This is a genomic window from Streptomyces sp. NBC_00829 (assembly GCF_045161795.1).
In the GTDB taxonomy this organism is placed as follows: Bacteria; Actinomycetota; Actinomycetes; order Streptomycetales; family Streptomycetaceae; genus Streptomyces.
In genome coordinates this window covers 7,503,122-7,521,295 of the sequence record NZ_CP108867.1, presented here as the reverse complement: position 1 = coordinate 7,521,295, position 18,174 = coordinate 7,503,122, and the positions used below count along the sequence as shown (strand labels likewise).

The 18,174-nt window shown below is 71.4% G+C and carries 10 protein-coding genes; 3 read left to right on the top strand and 7 right to left on the bottom strand.

Annotation, left to right across the window (positions count from 1 at the left end; all coding sequences use genetic code 11):
• Nucleotides 1-95 precede the first annotated feature (95 nt).
• Nucleotides 96-2,336 carry a tetratricopeptide repeat protein gene (locus OG293_RS33765; protein ID WP_406002533.1) on the bottom strand — a complete coding sequence of 747 codons (2,241 nt, stop codon included), beginning with the start codon at nucleotides 2,334-2,336 and terminating at the stop codon, nucleotides 96-98.
• On the bottom strand, nucleotides 2,318-3,250 hold the full coding sequence (locus OG293_RS33760) for an oxygenase MpaB family protein (protein WP_406002532.1): 933 nt from the start codon (nucleotides 3,248-3,250) through the stop codon (nucleotides 2,318-2,320). Before OG293_RS33760 ends, OG293_RS33765 begins: the two co-directional genes overlap by 19 nt.
• 450 nt (nucleotides 3,251-3,700) lie before the next feature.
• Here OG293_RS33760 and OG293_RS33755 point away from each other — a divergent pair, with 450 nt between their 5' ends.
• Entirely contained in the window at nucleotides 3,701-4,390 is a 690-nt protein-coding gene (locus tag OG293_RS33755) for an alpha/beta fold hydrolase (RefSeq protein WP_406002531.1), read from the top strand.
• A gap of 167 nt (nucleotides 4,391-4,557) precedes the next feature.
• On the opposite strand, the gene OG293_RS33750 is transcribed toward OG293_RS33755, so the two are convergent.
• Nucleotides 4,558-7,425 carry an ATP-binding protein gene (locus tag OG293_RS33750; protein WP_406002530.1) on the bottom strand — a complete coding sequence of 956 codons (2,868 nt, stop codon included), beginning with the start codon at nucleotides 7,423-7,425 and terminating at the stop codon, nucleotides 4,558-4,560.
• A 451-nt stretch (nucleotides 7,426-7,876) separates the two neighbouring features.
• Between OG293_RS33750 and OG293_RS33745 the strand changes: the two genes are divergently transcribed.
• Complete coding sequence (locus tag OG293_RS33745; protein WP_406002529.1) at nucleotides 7,877-8,674, top strand: VOC family protein; 798 nt, start codon at nucleotides 7,877-7,879, stop codon at nucleotides 8,672-8,674.
• Between the two features lie 23 nt (nucleotides 8,675-8,697).
• On the opposite strand, the gene OG293_RS33740 is transcribed toward OG293_RS33745, so the two are convergent.
• Nucleotides 8,698-9,888: an acyl-CoA dehydrogenase family protein gene (locus OG293_RS33740; RefSeq protein ID WP_406002528.1), complete on the bottom strand. Its 1,191-nt coding sequence runs from the start codon at nucleotides 9,886-9,888 to the stop codon at nucleotides 8,698-8,700.
• A 390-nt stretch (nucleotides 9,889-10,278) separates the two neighbouring features.
• Between OG293_RS33740 and OG293_RS33735 the strand changes: the two genes are divergently transcribed.
• Entirely contained in the window at nucleotides 10,279-11,337 is a 1,059-nt protein-coding gene (locus OG293_RS33735; protein WP_406002527.1) for an enoyl-CoA hydratase/isomerase family protein, read from the top strand.
• Between the two features lie 2 nt (nucleotides 11,338-11,339).
• On the opposite strand, the gene OG293_RS33730 is transcribed toward OG293_RS33735, so the two are convergent.
• From OG293_RS33730 to OG293_RS33720, 3 genes are all read right to left on the bottom strand, one after another.
• Nucleotides 11,340-12,167, bottom strand: coding sequence for a hypothetical protein (locus tag OG293_RS33730; protein ID WP_406002526.1), 828 nt, complete (start codon nucleotides 12,165-12,167; stop codon nucleotides 11,340-11,342).
• 88 nt (nucleotides 12,168-12,255) lie between these two features.
• Nucleotides 12,256-14,322, bottom strand: coding sequence for a SpoIIE family protein phosphatase (locus OG293_RS33725; protein WP_406003797.1), 2,067 nt, complete (start codon nucleotides 14,320-14,322; stop codon nucleotides 12,256-12,258).
• A gap of 251 nt (nucleotides 14,323-14,573) precedes the next feature.
• On the bottom strand, nucleotides 14,574-18,119 hold the full coding sequence (locus tag OG293_RS33720) for a phosphodiester glycosidase family protein (protein WP_406002525.1): 3,546 nt from the start codon (nucleotides 18,117-18,119) through the stop codon (nucleotides 14,574-14,576).
• Nucleotides 18,120-18,174: the final 55 nt, after the last annotated feature.

Below are 18,174 nucleotides of genomic sequence, written 5' to 3'. Positions count from 1 at the left end.
GCGGCCGGTCCGGATGCCGCAGGACGCCGTTCGGGTGACCGGGCCCCGTCTGTGGCCGTGCGAGGTGGCGCGGTCCGCGGTCGCGGCGCCCCCGGTCAGAAGCCGTGGCCGCCGCGCTGTTGCCGCAGCGTCGCCACGCGCCGGTACAGCTCGACCGCCTCAGCGTGCCTGCCGAGCTGCTCCAGGCAGTGCGCCTCGTCGTTGCGGCTGGCCAGCGCGTCGGGGTGGTCCATGCCCAGCACCCGCTCGCGGGCCTGGGCGACCTGGCCGTAGACGGCGAGCGCGTCCGGCCACCGGCCCAGCCAGCCGAGACCCACGGCCACTTCCCGGCGGCTGACGAGGGTGTCGGGGTGCTCGGCGCCCAGCACCCGCTCGCGCAGCGCGCACACGTCGCGTGACTCGACGAGCGCCTCCTCCCAGCGGGCGAGCCGGCCGAGGTTCACGCCGATGCCGTGCCGGGCCCGCAGCGTCTCGGGGTCGGTGGGGCCGTGCACCCGGGTGCGGTCGTCGACGAGGCCGCGGTACAGCTCCAGTGCCTCCGCGCTCCGGCCGAGCCGCCCGAGGCTGATGCCGACCTCGTACCGGCTGGCGAGGGTGTCCGGGTGGTCGGGACCCAGCGCCCGGCCCCTCGCCACGGCCACCTCCCGGTACGTCTGCAGGGCCTCGGTCCAGCGGCCGAGCTGTCCGAGCGCGTAGGCGACTTCGTAGCGGGTGACGAGGGTGTCGGGGTGCTCGGCGCCGAGCACCCGGGCGCGTGCCGCCGCCACGTCGTACGCCATGCGGTACGAGTCCTCCAGCCGCCCCAGCCTGCTGAGGTTGAAGGCGAGATTGTGCCGGCAGCGCAGGGTGTCGGGGTGGTCGGGTCCCACGGTGCGCTCACGGGAGTCGAGCACCGCCGCGTACACGTCGTGGGCCTCGAAATGTCTGCCGAGCTGGCCGAGGACGTACGCCGTCTCCTGGCGGGCGGCCAGTGTCTCGGGGTGGTCGGCGCCCATCGTGCGCTGACGCCCCTCCACGACCCGGGCGAACTCCCGCAGCGCATCAGCGGCACGCCCGGTACGGCTCAGGGTGAATCCGACCTCGTACCGGCTGGCGAGGGTGTCCGGGTGGTCGGGGCCCAGCGCGTGTTCGCGTTCGGCGGCGACCGCGCGGTGTACCTCGCCTGCCTCCTCCCAGCGGCCGAGCCGGCCGAGGCTCAGTCCGGCGCTGTGGCGGCCGGCGAGCACGGCGAGGAGCTCGGGCGCAGGGGTGGGGCGCTCGGGTGCGACCCGGGGCGGCAGCAGCCGGCCGCCGCGCGGGTCGGTGTACGTGGTCCACTCGCCGGTCAGTCCCGCGGCGGGGTCGGGCAGCGCGGTCCCCGGAGTGAGGGCGCCGCCCGTGGCCTTGTGTCCGGTGGTCATGCCTCGGGTCCAGGACGGGAGCCGCGGCTCGCGGGAGAGCGGCTGTTCGGGGCGCGGCCCGGGAAGCGGCCGGTGCGTCTGCCCGTGGCGCCGGGCCGCGCCGAACCGGCGGCACAGCGCCTTCGCGTCGTCGGGCCGCTCCTCGGGGGTCTTGGCGAGCAGGTCGAGGACGACCTGCTGGAAGTACTCGGGAATCTCGGCGCGGTGGGCCCGCAGCGGCTCCGGCGTGGTGTCGCGGTGCCCCACGAGAACCGCCCATGCGTCGTCGTGGTCGAAGGGCGGTACGCCGGTGGCGATCTCATACAGCACGCAGCCCAGGGAGTAGAGATCGCTGCGGTGGTCGACCTGGGTGCCGCTGATCTGCTCGGGGGACATGTAGTGCGGGGTCCCCATGGCGATGCCGGTGCCGGTGAGCCGGGACGTGAAGCCGATGTCCTCGCCGAGGCGCGCGATGCCGAAGTCGCAGATCTTCACCGCGCCGTCGGTGAGACGCATGATGTTGGCGGGCTTCAAGTCCCGGTGCACGATGCCCTGTTCATGGGTGTACGCGAGGGCGTCGGCGACCTGCTCGGCGATGTCGAGGACATCGGCGACCGGAAGCGGGTGCGCTTTGTTCTCCTCCAGCAGCTGGCTGAGGTTGCGGCCCTGGAGCAGTTCCATGACGAGGTAGAGCACGCCGTCGTACTCGCCGAAGTCATGGACGACGGTGACCCCGCGGTGCTGGAGCGCCGCCGCGACGCGCGCCTCACGCCGGAAGCGCTCGCGCAGCACCCGGGTGAAGGACTGGTCGTGCTGAGGCCCCAGGGGCTTGAGGCACTTCACCGCGACACTGCGGCCGAGAGACTCGTCGCGGGCTTGCCACACCTCGCCCATGCCACCGCGCCCGATGACATCGAGCAGCCGGTACCGGCCTTGGATCAGCCTGGATTCCGCCATCGCGTGCTGTCGCCCCCGTCGCTGAGCTGCGCCCTCCCCGGCCCGTCCAGTATGGCCTCCTGACTGCGCAGTTTGTACGGGGCGGGGCGCGCGTCGGGGCCCAGACGGGCCATCGCCTTCAAGATGTGACCTGGCGGGAGTTGCCAGCGCATACGGGAGGGGATGCTGCGCAGCAGGTTGCCGGTGGCGATGAGCTGATGCGTGACGCGCTCGGGCGCGGGGGCGGGGCGGCCGTACAGCTCATGGGCGTAAGGGGGCAGTGCGTTGTAGGCGAGTGCGGCCACGCGCCGCCACAGCAGTTCGCGCGCCGGGACGAGCAGGGGGTTGATGGGTGGCCGCCGCAGAAAGTCGTCCACGTCCTTCGCCTCGGGTCCGGCGGAGAGTTCGGGGCGCACCCGGTCGAAGTAGGCGGCGAGCTCTACCACCGACGCGGGGACGCCTGCAGGGTCGAGCCCGACCAGGCGCGCGGCTTCGCGCTGTTCGTCGAGGTAGCGGTCGGCCTGGGCGTCGCTGAGGGCGAGGCCCGACCTGCGAGCGACGTCGAGGTAGGAGCCGACCTCGGCGCAGTGCACCCACAGCAGCAGCCCGGGCTCGTCGACGCCGTAGCGCTCGCCGGTGGCGGGATCGGTGGCGCCCAGCAGGGTGTGGATGCGGCGGACCCGGGCGCCTGCCCGCTCGGCCGCGGCGGTGGTGCCGTAGGTGATGGTGCCGACGAAGTCCGCGGTGCGCAGCAGGCGGCCCCAGGCGTCGCGGCGGAAGTCGGAGTTCTGTATGACGCCCCGCACGGCGCGCGGGTGCAGCGCCTGGAGGTAGAGAGCGCGCACCCCGGCGACCCACATCATCGGATCGCCGTGCATCTGCCAGGTGACCGAGTCGGGCCCGAAGAGTCCCGGGTCCGCTTCCCTGTCGCTCATGCCTGGTGCTGTGTCCACAGCCACTGGATGTCACCCCTTGTCGCTGCCGGCGGCCCATCCTCTGGCGCTTACATATCCTACCGACGCGGAACGAGCGCGGATCGGTTCGTGGGTTGGCCAGGTGCCGCAGATCCACCGAGCCGCGAGGAGGAGTTCGCACCCGTTCGTGCCTCCGTACGGTCCACCTCACATTTCCGGGCTGGACGAGTCGGAACTGCTGGTCCTGGAGTACGGCGGGCACTCGGTCACCTCGAGGAGTCAGAGGTCTCTCGCCCCCCTCAGAGGTCTCTCGCACCCAGTGACGCGATTCGTGAAGGCGGCGGCGCAAGCACGGCATGACCTTCCGTCGGCCTCGCTCCTCGCACTAGGTCATTTGGTCGAAGCCGGAACGGACGGTCCGACCTAGCGTGTAGCTGATCGGAAGGCTTCCTACGGACATGGAGCAAACGTATGAGTGCCGTGAAGAACATCGTGCTTGTGCATGGCGGATTCGTTGACGGATCCGGCTGGCAGCCGGTTTACCGCCTCCTCACCCGCGACGGCTTCAACGTCAGCGTCGTGCAGAACCCGACCCACTCCCTCGAAGGTGACGTGGCGGTCACCCGGCAGGTCCTCGACGCCCAGGACGGGCCGTCCGTGCTCGTCGGCCACTCCTACGGCGGGGCTGTGATCACGGAGGCCGGACGGCACGAGGGTGTGGCCGCGCTCGTCTACATCGCGGCCTTCGCGCCGGACAAGAGCGAGTCGGTCGGCACCCTGATCGCCGACCCGGCTCCCGATGCGCCTGTTCCGCCGATCCTGCCGCCCCAGGACGGCTTCCTCTTCCTGGACCGTGGGAAGTTCGCCGCGTCGTTCGCGGGCGATGTGCCGCCCGAGGACGCCCAGTTCATGGCCGACTCGCAGGTTCCCTGGGGTGTGGGGGCGCTCAATGGAACGGTCGCGGAGGCGGCTTGGCGTACCAAGGCGAGCTGGTATCTCGTCGCGACCGACGACCGCATGATCCCGCCGCCGGCGCAGCGCGCAATGGCCGAGCGAGCCGGAGCCACCGTGACCGAGGCGGCCGGAAGCCACGCCATCTACGTCTCCCGGCCGGAAGCGGTAGCGGAGCTGATCAAGCAGGCCGCCGCCCACCAGGCGTGACCCGGCGCAGGCCGGTCCTGGTGCTGTCGAAGGGCAGCTGACCGCGCGCACCTCACGTGCTGAGGAGGCGCTGCCCGACGAAGCCCGCTGGGTCGCCGAACGCACCGCGCGGTAAGGGCAGTCGCCAATGCCTGAGAGGGGTTGTTCGAGCGGCTGCTTCGACGGCATCAGGGGGTCGAAGCCGTGCCGCCTTCCGGCGCAGGTGGCGGCGGCTGCGACAGACCGGTCAGAGCGTCGCGCAACCCGGCACGTGAGGCAACGTTCAACTTCCGGAAGACGCCGCGCAGATGGGCCGCCACGGTTCGGGGAGACAGGAAGAGCCGGGCGGCTATCTGCTTGTTGGTCAGTCCTGTGGCAGCCAGCTGCGCCACCTGTCGTTCCTGCGGCGTCAGTGGTGAGGGGCGGCCTTCGCCACGTGCGACCTTGACGGGGATCCCGCTCGCCCGCAGCTCGTTCGCCGCTCGCGCACTCCACGGCGCGGCTCCCAGGCGGTCGAACGTGCTGAGCGCGGCTTCCAGGTGTTCGCGGGCTACGACGCCTGCTTTGGCTCTGCGCAGTCTTTCGCCGTACGCCAGGCAGATCCGGGCCCAGTCGAACGGCCATCGCTCGGCGCCGGGCGTGGCGATGGCCGATGCGAACAGGTCATGGTCGATGAGGCCCGGTGTGGCCAGGGCCTCGGCGGCATCGGTCAGCATGGCCAGCCGCGGCGAGATCGACGGGATACTGGTCTTCCTGACCGCCTCGATGTGCGCGGCCGCTTCGGAGTGGCGGTCGGTGTGGGCCGCGGCTTCGGCGAAATCCAGAAGGAGCCAGAGCGCATGGGGCATGTGTGGTGGCAACTCGCCCGGCGTGCCCACGGATCTCAGGAGACGGTAGGCAGCTTCGAAGTCTGAGCTGCCGAGCGCTGTCAGGGCCCGGATGTGGGAGGCGTAGACACGCAGGGCCCCCAGCCCTCGGGGGTTTCCCCAGGACACGAGGCGGTCTGCGATCTTTCGTGCAGCGGTGTTGTCACCTCGTGCGGCGGCCAGCAGGCCCTGCAGGAAGTGGCCTGACCATGTCAGCAGGCGGTAGTTGTGTGCCGCGCACCATCCGAGGCCCTCATCTGTGGTCTCCCGGAGGTCGTCCCACTGGCCGCTGGTGTAGGCGTCGTTCCCCAGGAGGAAGAGCGCCTCGATCGCCAGGGTGATGGCTCCGCCGTTGCGGCCGTCGTCGATGACGCGCCGCAACGCGCTGCGGCAGCCTGGCAGGCGGTCGACATAGGCAGCCGCGACAGCGGTCCGGATGATGCGCGTGGGGTCGGTCACCTGGTGGAGGCCGCAGACGAGCTCATCGAGCCTGTCCAGCACGGACGATGCCGCGTGGGCCGGATCGCCGAAGGCGGCCCGTATCACGGGCAGCATGGGGTCCAAAGAGCGCAGTTGACATTGCGTCACCGCGCTGTCGAAGGAGTGCCACAGTTGCGGCCGTCCACTGTAGAAGCACACCAGGAGCAGGGTGTGCAGAGCCTCGAGGAGGATGCTGTCGCCTGCTCCGTCGGGCAGGGCATGGTTGTCGATGGCACCGACGAGGAGCCGGTGGGCCGTGTCCACATCGCCTTCGCCGTTGAGGAGTTGGCTGGCCGCTGCCGCGGCGGCCGCCAGGGAGTCGCTGCCGACCGGATCGGCTTGGCCGGCATTGTCGAGCAGAGCGCGTACGTTGCGGAGATCACCGGTGATGTTGGCGCCCAGGCAGGCGGCCTCGGCCAGTCTTCGTCCCCTGACGGCCCCTGTGCTGGTCAGTTCCGAGGCGCGCAGCAGGGTGGTGATGGCGCCCACGGCGTCACCGCGGCGCAGGGTGCTGTAGGCCACCGTGTGCAGGAGAGCAGCCACCCGGTCGTCGGGGCCCACGACTGCGTTGGCGAGGTGCCGGGCCCGGCGTTCCGATCCTTCCGGAAGTTCCTCGGCGAGCGCCAGATGTCCCCACCGGCGCTCGGCGCTTGTCGACAGCTCCATGACTGCGGAACGGGTGAGAGGGTGCCGGAAGATCAGACGGCCTGTGAGGGTGTCGACCTGTACGAGCCCACTCCTCTCGGCCGGGCACAGACCGGTCAGGCCGTCAGGGCTGCCCATGGCCCGCTGAACGATGTGCAGATCACCGGAGCCGTCCAGGACGGCGAGCAGGAGCAGTTTCCGTGTGGTGTCCGGGAGCGCGTCGACCCGGGCGGAAAAGATCCTTTTGAGACGCTCGGTCAGCGGCAGCACGGTCGGCAGTGTTCCGCGCTCCGCCTGCTGTGCATCACTGAGCGTGACGGGTAGCTCCAGCAGCGCCAGAGGGTTTCCGCGGGCCTCTGCGACAAGACGTCGGCGGACCCTCGCCGCCATGGCGGGGAACCGCTCGGCGACCAGCCTGTCCGCCGCTTCGTCATCCAGGGGCTGAACCTCGTGCGTTGGTATCCCGGTGCTGCTCAGGAGGGACTCGTCGCCGGTCCGGGACGCGGCGAGCAGGGCGATGGAACCGGTGCTTATGTAGCGGGCGACGGTTCCAAGAACCGCGGCGCTGGGCCGGTCCAGCCACGCCACGTCATCGATGATCAGAGCAAGGGGACTGCTGTCAGTGGCGGCCTGTGATAGCAGGAGATGCACGGCGTTCGCGATGGTGAGCAGTTCGGTCGGCTGTCCTTCGGACAGTCCACGGACCGCCTGGAGCGTTTCCGCCTGCTGTGCGGACAATGCGGGAATCTCTTCGGACAGGGGCTGCACTATCTGGTTCAGGGCCGCGAAGCTGTCACTTTCCTCGAACTGCGAGCCGATGACGCGCAGAACCCGGAAGCCGGTCTCGGAGGCGCGCAGCGATGCCGCGTCCAGCAGCGCGCTTTTGCCCACCCCGGCCTCTCCGGTCAGCATCAGCGCGGTCCCCCGCGCGACGGCTGTGCCGAAGAGCCCGTCGATGATCGCCAGCTCCGCTGATCGTCCAATGAGACGACCGGCCGGGTTCACGCCGGAATCACCAGCACGGTACTGGTCGCCTCCCGCGGAAGGCGGTGCAAGGGATGCCATGAAGCCCCCATCAAGGTCGGGCAGGACAGCAACACGACCGCGCGAGAGCCGGCCGCGGCTTGAGGGGTGTCATGTCCGAACGCCTCCGTGGCGACCTGTCACGAACCGTGTGCTGCCCGGGAGATGCGATTCTCCCACTCGGCGAGGGGGAGCAGGGCAGACCTTTGCCCATCAGGTCGAGCGGGCGGCCTTGCCGAGGCTGGGTCGGCCGGCGGCCGGCCGAAGGAGAGAGACCCGGCTGTGAACGATCGCGGCTCGGTGTGGGTGCGCCGGCCCGGTGGCCGTGGGCGTCGTGCGCGGCGAGGCTGACGGCTACGCCGGGGCGCTGCCCTCATGGCACATGACCTGCGATGTTGCCCCCTTCACGGAAGCGAAAGCGGTCGATCGGCGGGCGAGTTCCGGTGTCCGGTGCCACGCTGAGCTCGTACCCGCTCCCCGAAAGGCAATCGCCATGATCACTACCGACTTCGCCCCCGGATCCCCTTGCTGGCTCGACCTCGGCGCTCCCGACGTCCGCGCCGCCGCGGCCTTCTACAGCGCCGTACTCGGGTGGGACTACGAGTCCATGGGCGAGGGGGAAGATATGGAAGGCGGCATGTTCCGGAAGGACGGCAAGATCGTCGCCGGTCTCGGCAAGCTCACCGAGGAGGGCGCACGCTCGGCCTGGATGATCTACTACAGCGTCACCGACGCGGACGCCACGACCCAGGCCGTCGAGCGAGCCGGCGGCACGGTGCGGATGGCGCCGAGGCAGCTCGACGAGTGGGGCCGGATGGCGCAGTACAGCGACCCGCTGGGGGGCCAGTTCGCTGTCTGGCAGCCGGGGACCAACAAGGGCGTCGATCTGGTGGACGAGCCCGGCTCGCTGTCCTGGACGGAGCTGTACACAAGCGATGCCACGGCCGCCAAGGAGTTCTACAGCGGTGTCTTCGGCTGGCAGTTCGGTGGCATGGAGCTGCCCGGCGGCGGAGGAACGTACTCCCTCATCACCCCCGCCGGACTTCCCGAGGAGCGCATGCACGGCGGCCTCATGGAAGTCCCCAAGGAGAACCTCGCCCTGGCGAACGGACGGCCGTACTGGCACCCGGTCTTCAACGTCACCGACTGCGACGCCGCGGTCGCCAAGGTCACCGAGAGCGGTGGAAGCGTGCAGATGGGGCCGGAGGACGCCGAGGGCGTCGGCCGGCTGGCCGTCTGCCTCGACCCGTCGAACGCCGACTTCGTGGTGCTGACCCCGCCCCCGAGCTAGAACTCGACCGCATCCAGAACCTGTCAGCGCCGTACCCGCGGCATCCCCAGTCCGATCCAGGAGATGATCTCGCGCTGGATCTCATTGTTCCCGCCGCCGAAGGTGAAGATCACGGCGGAGCGGTATCCGCGCTCCAGCTCGCCGTGGAGGACGGCGCCGGCCGAGCCCTCCTTGAGCGGGCCCGCCGCGCCGACGACCTCCATCAGCCAGGCGTAGGCGTCGCGGCGCGCCTCGGAGCCGTAGACCTTGACCGCCGAGGCGTCCTGCGGGGTCAGTGTGCCTTCCTGGACGGCGCCCACCATCTGCCAGTTGAGCAGCTTCATCGCGTCGAGCCTGGTGTGGGTCCGCGCGAGGCGCCCCCGCACCCAGCCGAGGTCGATGACGCGGCGGCCGTCGGCGAGCTTGGTGTCGGCGGCCCAGCGCTGGACGTTGTGGAGGGCGCGAATGGCCATGGTTCCGTGGGCGGCGAGGGTGACGCGCTCATGGTTGAGCTGGTTGGTGATCAGGCGCCAGCCCTTGTTCTCCTGGCCGACCCGGCGGGACACGGGCACCCGGATGTTCTCGTAGTAGCTGGCGGTGGTGTCGTGGGAGGCAAGGGTGTTGATGATGGTGCAGGAATAGCCGGGGTCGGACGTCGGCACGAGCAGCATGGTGATGCCCTTGTGCGGCGGCGCCTCGGGGTCGGTGCGCACCGCCAGCCAGACCCAGTCGGCCGTATCGCCGTTGGTGGTCCAGATCTTCTGTCCGTCGACGGTGTAGTGGCCGCTGTCCTCGTCGCCCTCCCGCACTGCCCTGGTCTTGAGCGCGGCGAGGTCGGTGCCCGCGTCGGGCTCGCTGTAGCCGATCGCGAAGTCGATCTCGCCGGAGAGGATCTTCGGCAGGAAGCAGGCCTTCTGTTCGTCGGTGCCGAACTGCATGATCGTCGGGCCGACGGTGTTGAGCGCCATCAGGGGCAGCGGTACGCCCGCCTGGGCGGCTTCGTCGAAGAAGATGAACTGCTCCATCGGGCTGAGCCCGCGGCCGCCGTACTCCTTGGGCCAGCCCACCCCGAGCCAGCCGTCGGTGCCGAGTCGGCGGACGGTCTCGCGGTAGAAGCGCTTCTGTTCGCCGGGGTCGGCGTAGCGGGCGTAGACGTTGTCCGGCACGAGTTCGGCGAAGTAGGTGCGCAGCTCGGCGCGCAACTGCTGCTGCTCAGGCGTGTATTCGAGGTGCACGGCCCCTCCAGGAGTCTCGCGGTCCGATCGAGTGCGCGGCGGGGCGCACACAGTAGAACGTGTTGCAAGAATCCGGAAGGGTCACCGTGGGGGCGCTCCGGAATCCGGGGCGCCAGGCGGATCGTTGACCGCCGGACGTGTCCCCCGGCGGCCCCACCTCGGTCCGAGCAGGAACGGATCTGGGCCGCGCGCCACTCGGGGTTGGCGTTCGCCGCGCCGACGATGGGGTTGACCAGGGCGGACAGCGCCGCGGGCTGCAACTGGGCGCGGTGATGCGCCGGACGACCTCGCCGACGAGGAGGCCGAACGCAAGACGGGCCCACCTCTCACCCGCTCGCCGGGGTGGGCAAGGATGGGGCGAGAAGATCCGTACCGCGGAAGGAACGCCCGATGGCCGCCGACGACCCCGTACTGCTGCGCACCGAGGGCCGTGCGGGCTACCTCACGCTCAACCGGCCGCGGGCTCTGAACGCCCTGACCCACCCCATGGTCCGTACCCTCGACGCGGCGCTCGCCGGCTGGGAGGCGGATCCGGCCGTCGAGGTCGTGGTCGTCACGGGAGCGGGCGAGCGCGGGCTCTGCGCGGGCGGTGACATCCGCGCGGTGCGCGCGGACGTGCTGGAGGGCGGCACGGCGTCGCTGGGCTTCTGGCGGGACGAGTACCGCCTCAACGCCCGGATCGCCCGCTATCCCAAGCCTTATGTCGCCGTCATGGACGGCTATGTGATGGGCGGCGGAGTCGGTGTGTCCGCCCACGGCGACGTGCGCGTGGTCACCGAACGCTCCGCCGTCGCGATGCCGGAGACGGGCATCGGCTTTGTGCCGGACGTGGGCGGTACGTATCTGCTGGCCAGGGCGCCGGGCGAGCTCGGCACCCATCTCGCGCTCACCGGCACGGCGGTGGGCGCGGCCGACGCTCTGCTGTGCGGGCTCGCCGACCACTTCGTACCCTCGGGACGGCTGAGGGAACTGACCGCCTCGCTGGCCTCGGTGGAGGTGACCGAGGCGGTCGGGCGGTACGCGGAGGAAGCACCCGGGGGCGAACTGGCCCTGCACCGCGGGTGGATCGACGCCTGCTACTGCGCCGACTCCGTGGAGGAGATCGTGGACCGGCTGCTCGCCCACGGCGATCCGGCGGCCAATGAGGCCGCCGAGACGATCCTCACCCGCTCCCCCACCTCGCTGAAGGTCACGCTCGCCGCGGTGCGCCGGGCCGGGGAACTGGGTGCGCTGGAGCCGGCCTTGAACCAGGAGTACCGCGTCTCGTGCGCGGCGTTCCGCTCGCCCGACCTGGTCGAGGGAGTGCGGGCGCAGGTCGTCGACAAGGACCGCAGGCCGCGCTGGTCCCCCGCCGAGCTCTCCCAGGTGACGAAGGCGGACGTGGAGCGGTTCTTCGCACCCCTCGGCGAGCGCGAACTCGGTCTGGGCGGCGACCTCGTCGGTGGCTGAGGTCAGCCGCCCAGGAAGTCGTGCAGTGAGGCCTTCATCCGGGTGACGAAGGCCTCGCGCACGCCGTCCTCCACCAGGTCGAGCGAGAGATACGGATTCAGATCCTCCAGCTCCACCAGGAGCAGCTCGCCGCCCGGGGCCCGGCAGGCGTCGACCCGCTGGATGCCGTGGTCCAGGGCGTTCCAGTCGACGAACCGCTGCGCGAACTCCATGTCCCCGGGCTCCGGTTCGTAGCGCTCCAGCTCCCAGCGGCGCTCCGGGCGCGGAGCGTGGAGGGCGTACTGGAAGTCCCGGTCGATGAAGTAGAACGACACCTCGTAGCGGAAGGGGATCCTCGGCTGCACGAGGACGTCACCGTAGGCGAGGCGCCCCAGCGCCTCCCGGCCGAGGAACTCCATGCCGATCGAGTCCGCGCCGAGCTTGGGTTTGACGACGTACTCCGCGGCCTCGGGCAGCCGTCCGATGTCCTCACCGCGGTCCACCGTCGGTATGACCGGCAGTCCGGCCGCGCTCAGGTCCACGAGGTACTGCTTGCCGGCCATGTCGGCGCGGCCCGTCGGCGGGTTGTAGAGACGGGTGGCGGTCCGGCGGACCTGGGCCAGGAACGCCTCGTACTGCGCCTGGTAATGGAGCACCGGGCCACTGTTGCGTACGACGACGGCGTCGAAGGACTCCATCAGGTCTGCCGCGTCCAGGGGATGGCACAGGGCGATGTCGAAGTCGTCGCGCAGGCGTCCGGAGAGCCGGATGTCCTCGTCGCAGTACCGGCGCCCCTTGGCCTGGTAGCCGAGATCGGTGACGTACAGGATCCTCGGGCGTGCGGCGGTCATGGCGCTCCTGGTACTCGTCCTGCTCGGTCGTGCCTGGTCGTCCGCTCTTCGTATCAGACGCGCGTCGCCCGGTCCGCGGCGGTCCCGCTCAGTCCCGGCCGGGCGGAGGTCCCGCTCGGTGTTCGAGCCTCAGCAGCAGAAGCGCCGTGTCGTCCACGCGCTCGCGGCTGCGCGTCGCCTGGTCGATGAGGCTGTCCGCGAGGGGTTCGAGCGGCTGGTCACCGGCCCGGCCCAGGAAGGCGGCCAGATCCGCCAGAGACGCGTCCAGGTCGACCCCGGGGGCCTCGATCAACCCGTCCGTGTACAGCACCAGCAAGGATCCCGGTCGCAGCTCCACGGCCATGGTGGGGTAGGTGGCCGCCGGATCGACTCCGAGCAGGGGGCCACCGGGCAGGTCGAGGATGTGGACGTGGCCGTCCGGGTCGCGGAGCAGCGGTTGCGGGTGTCCGGACCGGGCCAGCAGGGCGAGCTGCCGTGACAGGTCGAGATGCAGATAGACGCAGCTCGCCAGCAGGTCGGCCTCCAGGTCGATCAGCAGGCGGTTGGTGGACTCCATGACCAGGCCGGGCGGCTGCCCGGCCGCTGTGTAGGCACGGACGGCGGTGCGGACCTGGCCCATCAGTCCTGCTGCGGTGACGTTGTGCCCCTGCACGTCCCCGATGACGGCCGCCGCGCCTTCGCCGCTGCGCATCAGGTCGTAGAAGTCGCCGCCGATCTCCATGCCCTGGGTGCCGGCCAGATAGCGCGCGGCGACCTCCAGGCCGCCGAGGTGGGGCAGCGAGTGCGGGAGCAGGGCGGCCTGGAGTCCGTGCGCCAGCCGGTTCTTGGCGTCGTAGAGCCGGGCCCGTTCCAGGGCCTGGGCGATGAGGCCGCCGAGGCTGGTGAGGACGGCGCGCTCGTCGGTGGTGAAGCGGTGCGGCTGCGCGTATCCCAGTACGCAGGTGCCGACCGGGCGTCCCGAGGCGATCAGCGGCAGATAGGCCCAGGCGGCCATGCCGTCCTGCGTCACGAAACGGGCCGGATAGATGTGCTCCAGTTCGCCGCGGGACTCGAAGAACGAGGGGACGCCTGTCGCCAGGGTCTGGGCGCCGGGGTTCTGGGCGGTCAGGGAGATCCCGTCGAACCGGTCGACGACCGTCGGGTCCTCGTAGCCGCGCTGCCCGAGGACCCGCAGTCTGCCCGATTCGGAGGCGAGCATGACCAGCGAGTGGCTTCCGACGGCCGGCATGATCTCGTCGGCGACCAGTTCGATCACATCGGAGACGCCCACGGCCTCTGTCAGCGCGCTCGCCAGGTTCAGGAGGTGGGAGATCGCGACGAGCCGCGCGGGGTGCTCCGGCGGGGTGTCGGACGGCATCTCCCGGATCGTTCCGCGCGCCGGGGTGATGTGCACGCTGATGCCGGTGCGGCTGGGGTGGAGCTGGAACATCAGCCAGTCCTGGGGCGGGCGCAGCGCCACGAACGAGGTGCTGTGCTGGCTCATCAGGGCCGCCCGGTAGCGGTCCTCGTACACCGGGTCGTTCAGCCAGGGCAGCGCCGACCACAGCTGGTTCCCCAGCAGCGACGCGACCGGTGCGCCGACCAGTTCGCAGGCGGCGGGGTTGGCATAGGTGATGCGGCCTTCCATGTCCAGGGCGCACAGGCCGTCGGGGATCCGCGCCAGCATGTGCACCGCCTCGACGGCGCCCGTCGTCCCGGCCATGGACGGCGCCCCGAGGAAGTCCGCCTCGGGCACGACACGGCGGCCCTTCTCCTCCGCCCGGCGCAGCCGCAGGGCGAGGCGGGCGCACGCCGCGGTCAGACGGCTGCGTTCGAGATCGGATATCTCGGGCGGATGAGCACCGGGCCAGGTGAAGAACGCGGCTCCGTAGGCCTTGTCCTCGGTGGCGATGGGCAGCGCGGCGAGGGAGTACGGATAGGGCAGGACCACCGCGATACGGGGATATCGGCGGGCCATGTCCTGCTCGCCCGACACCCAGACGAGCTCCCGCTCGCGCACGGCGTCGGCCACCGGGACCGGCGCGGCGACGGCGACCCGCTCCCAGGGCGCGGCGAAGGCGCGCGGCAGGCCCGCCATGACGGCCATCTCGAGGACCTGCCCGTCGGGCGAGAGAAGGTACACCGCCCCGGCATGGGCCTGTACGTCGTCCATCATCCCGGCCAGCGCGAGGGAGAGGAGGGGGTGGGAGCCCTCACCCTCGCCGCCGTCCGGCGCCACGGAGCGGGTGGCGAGCGGATCGGACAAGGGGAATCACCTCCTCAGCCGCCGCGGTGCTCACGACCAAGGCTGCCGGTTGAGGGGCCGTCCCGCACGGCGAGCGGGGGAGCCGACCGGCACGGGACATCCCACGAGGCCCCCGGCCCGCCCCTGCCGGCCGTACGCCGGGGCCGGCGGGGGCGGGCGGGCTACGCCGCCCGGCCGGCCGCCGCCCCCTCCGCGGCGATCCGGATCCGGTGACGTTGCGTGACCCCGTTCACCGTCACCGCCAGCGTGACCGTCCCCGGCCGCAGTGCCGTCAGCCGGCCTGTCCGCGGGTCGAACACCGCCGCATGCCGGTGGCGGGCGTCCTCGGGCGCCCCGACGTACAGGTTCGGCGAGCCCGTCCAGTCGGCGCTCAGCGGGAAGGCCACCGGAACGCTCCGTGTCCCCTGGGCGACCGTCGCGCGGGCATCCCCGCTCGCCCCGGGCCCGAGGACGCTCGGCGCCCGGAGGGCCAGACCGTCGACGTGCGCGCGGGTCTGGACCGAGAACCAGTCGGGCATGCCCTCCCACGGGCGGAGCCGTCCGCTCTGCCGCTCCCCCCAGGTCACCCTGTCGACGCCGACGAGCGACCAGCCGGTGAAGCCGCCGTCCTCCGCGGGGCCTGCCGGAGCCTTTCCGGAGTTGCCGTTGATCAGATACGGCACACCCTCCACATGCTCGGCGTGAAAGACGCCGGCATGGCTGCCGATGAGACCCGCGCCCTTGCCGGTCGTACGCCGGAAATCGGCGAGCCACTGCTCGATCAGCGCCGCCTCCTTGCGGTCGCTCAGCTGACTGCCCTTCTGGACCGTCGGGTCACGCGGCGGCACATGCTCGACGAGCATCACCGAGGAGACGCTTCGGTCCCTCGCCGCCGCGTCCAGTTGCGCCCGTACCTCCTTGATCTGGTCGAAGCCGCCGCCGCGCAGGCCGAGGCTCGATGTGTCCAGGGTCACCAAGCGGGTGCCGCGGTGGTCGAACGTGCGGTGCGCGGGCCCGAATTCGGCGATGAAGTTGTCGATCTTCCCGCCCATCACCTCGTGGTTGCCGGGCACGTAGTACCAGGGCAGGTCGGTCCCCAGTTCCTCCGTGAGCACGCGCCGCGCGAACGCCAGGTCGGCGGGTGATCCCTCGTCGACGAGGTCACCGTTGACGAGGAGGAAGTCGGGCCGCGCGGCCTTGATCTCGCGCAGCGTCCGCCGCGCCTGCGTCACGATCGCGCTGTCGGGGTCGCGGGCGACGAACTGTGCGTCCGACATGACCGCGAACTGCCAGTCCCTGTCCCCCGTCTCGGCCGCGGAGTCGATCAGCTCGTCGGCTGTACGCGGCTGGGCGGGCAGGTCGACCGGCGGCGGCACCTGCGCGCCGAGCCCGTCGATCACGATCTTCCCGGTGTACTGCCGGGCGGCTGCGGTCTCGGCCAGATAGAAGCGGTGCACCGCGAGCGGCGTCGCGGCGCCCGGCGGCACGGTGAAGGTCACCTGGCGCCAGTCGGTCCAGGTGACGTACGGGCCGCGCAGCAGCTGGTCGGAGCCGGCCGCGTCCTTGAGGTGGAGGGTGGGCCAGGCGCCCTGGCCGTCGCCCTTGATCCACAGGGTGAAGGACTGCGGCCGGCCCGGGACGGCGATCTGCTGCGGCGGGTTTGCGTAGGCGGCGCGGGTCGCGGTCGACCGGGTGAAGTCGTAGGTCAGCTCCAGGCCGGTGCCGCTCTGCCCGTCGGGTGTCGCCGCGACAGAGCCGCCCGCCCGTGCCTGGCTGAAGGTCCACTTCGACGCGTCGTCGAAGCCGGAGACCGCCTGCTCGGCGAGTCCGACGCTGACGGCGAGCGCGGTGGTGACACCCTCGACGGTGGCCGTGATCCGGCCCGCGCCGCCGCCGGTCAGGGATTTCACGGTGAAGGAGCCCGCGCCGTCGTCGTGGATGTCGAACATCAGGTGGTCGTAGGTGAGTTGCACATCGGCGGGTTCGACGGGCGCACTGCTGCCCTGGGCGTCGAGCCCGAGGATGCCGAAGCTGCCGGTGGCGTTCGCGTCGGCGAGGCCGACCCGCCGGGTGGTCGGTTCGATCCGGGTGAGGTCGTCGAGGACGGTCAGCCGGGTGCTGCCGTGGGCGCCTGCGCGTTCGGCCCGTATCTCGGTGCTGCCGCTGTGCCGCGCATGGAAGGTCCCGTGGTCGTCGACGCGGCCCACCGTGGGCCTGACGGCACGCCAGCGCGGGGTTCCGGCGGCCGGTCCGAACATCTCGTCGTAGCCGGCCGCGGTGAGACGACGGGTCAGCCCGGGGAAGACGCGCTCGGGGTGGCCGCCCTTCACCGGGTCGGCGGTCGGCGCGGCCGCGGCGGGCGTAAGGGTCTCCACCCAGAAGCCGTTCAGCCTGCCGCTGCCGTCGGGGGCGGTCAGCGCGAGACCGTTGGGGACGGTGCGTTCGCTGCCGTCGGACGGGCTGTTCTCGACCTGGAGGACGTCGCTGCCCGGTTCGCGGGCGACGAGTGTGGAGGAGCCTCCGCCGTCGAGGTTGAGCGCACTGTGGGCACCGGCGTTCTTCATCATCAGGCCGAGTTCGGTGAGGGTGACGCCGCCGCTGTCCGCCTGGCGTCCGTCGACGGTGATGACCCGCATCGCGCGGCCGTCCTTGGAGAAGCCGACGGCGGTGCGGGGGGCCGCCGTGTTGTTGCCCTCGCCCTCGTGGTTCTGGGGGACGCCGTCGACGACGAGGAGTTCGCGGCCGCCGACCGCGGTGCGCGGGACGGGGCCGCTGTCGGCGCGGGGCCGGTACTCCAGGGAGACCGGGTCTCCGGGCCGCAGTGCGGCGAGCGTCGTGGCACCTGCCTCACGGCCGACGAGGACCGTGCTGTCCGGGTCGATCGGTCCGGTGCCGGGGCGGCCCCCGACGGACATGACCCTGCCGCCGCGGACGAGGACTTCGGCGACGGGTGTCGCGGTGTCGACGGTCAGTGCCCGGTCGGCCGTCCCCCAGGCGGCGGTGTATGCGCCGATGCCGCCGGGCGGGACGTTCGCGGCGTTGTAGGCGGGGAGCGGGTGGGCCCCCGAAGGCAGCGTCAGAGTGCCGTCGAAGTACAGCTGGAGGACGCGTCCCGCGTTGCCGGGCCCGATACCGACGGCGCGGTTGGCACCGGCGGCCGGCGAGTGGGTGATCCGGCCGTCCTTGATGCCGGGGCCCTGGGGTGCACCGGTCTGGTTGATGTCGAAGAAGTCGGCGTTGATCGCGGCGACCGTGCGCCGGCCGGGCCCGGGATCGTGCCGGGCGGCGAGCTCGGAGACGGTGTGGCGGTCGGCGACCGTGCCGGACGAGAGGTAGTCGGCCTGTACGGCACTTCCGTCGAGGTCGACGGAGAGCGTGTCCACGCGCAGCCACTTGTCCGATTCCAGCCGGTCGTACGAGGTGAGGGAGATGCCCGGAGCGATGGGCCGGGAGCTGCGCGCGGTCTCGATGCCGTCGGCGTCCGCGACGGCACGGGGACTTCCGGACGGGATGCTCGCGGGCGGCGGCGCAACCGGGCGCAGCACCTCGGCCGCGTCCCGGGGACGGGGGTCGGGGGTGGAATCGGCGACGGCAGGGGCCAGGGCCCCCGCCGCCAGTGCGGACACCGTCGCGATCAGCACGACGGAGCGTCCAGGGCCCCTCGTTCGGATCTTGCCGGGCTCGGGTGCCCTGGCACCGCGCCTCGCCACGTTGTCGTCGGTCGGCATGGCTCCGCCATGCCTCCCTCCTCCGTCCTGCGATCCACGGCACCAGATTCCGCTC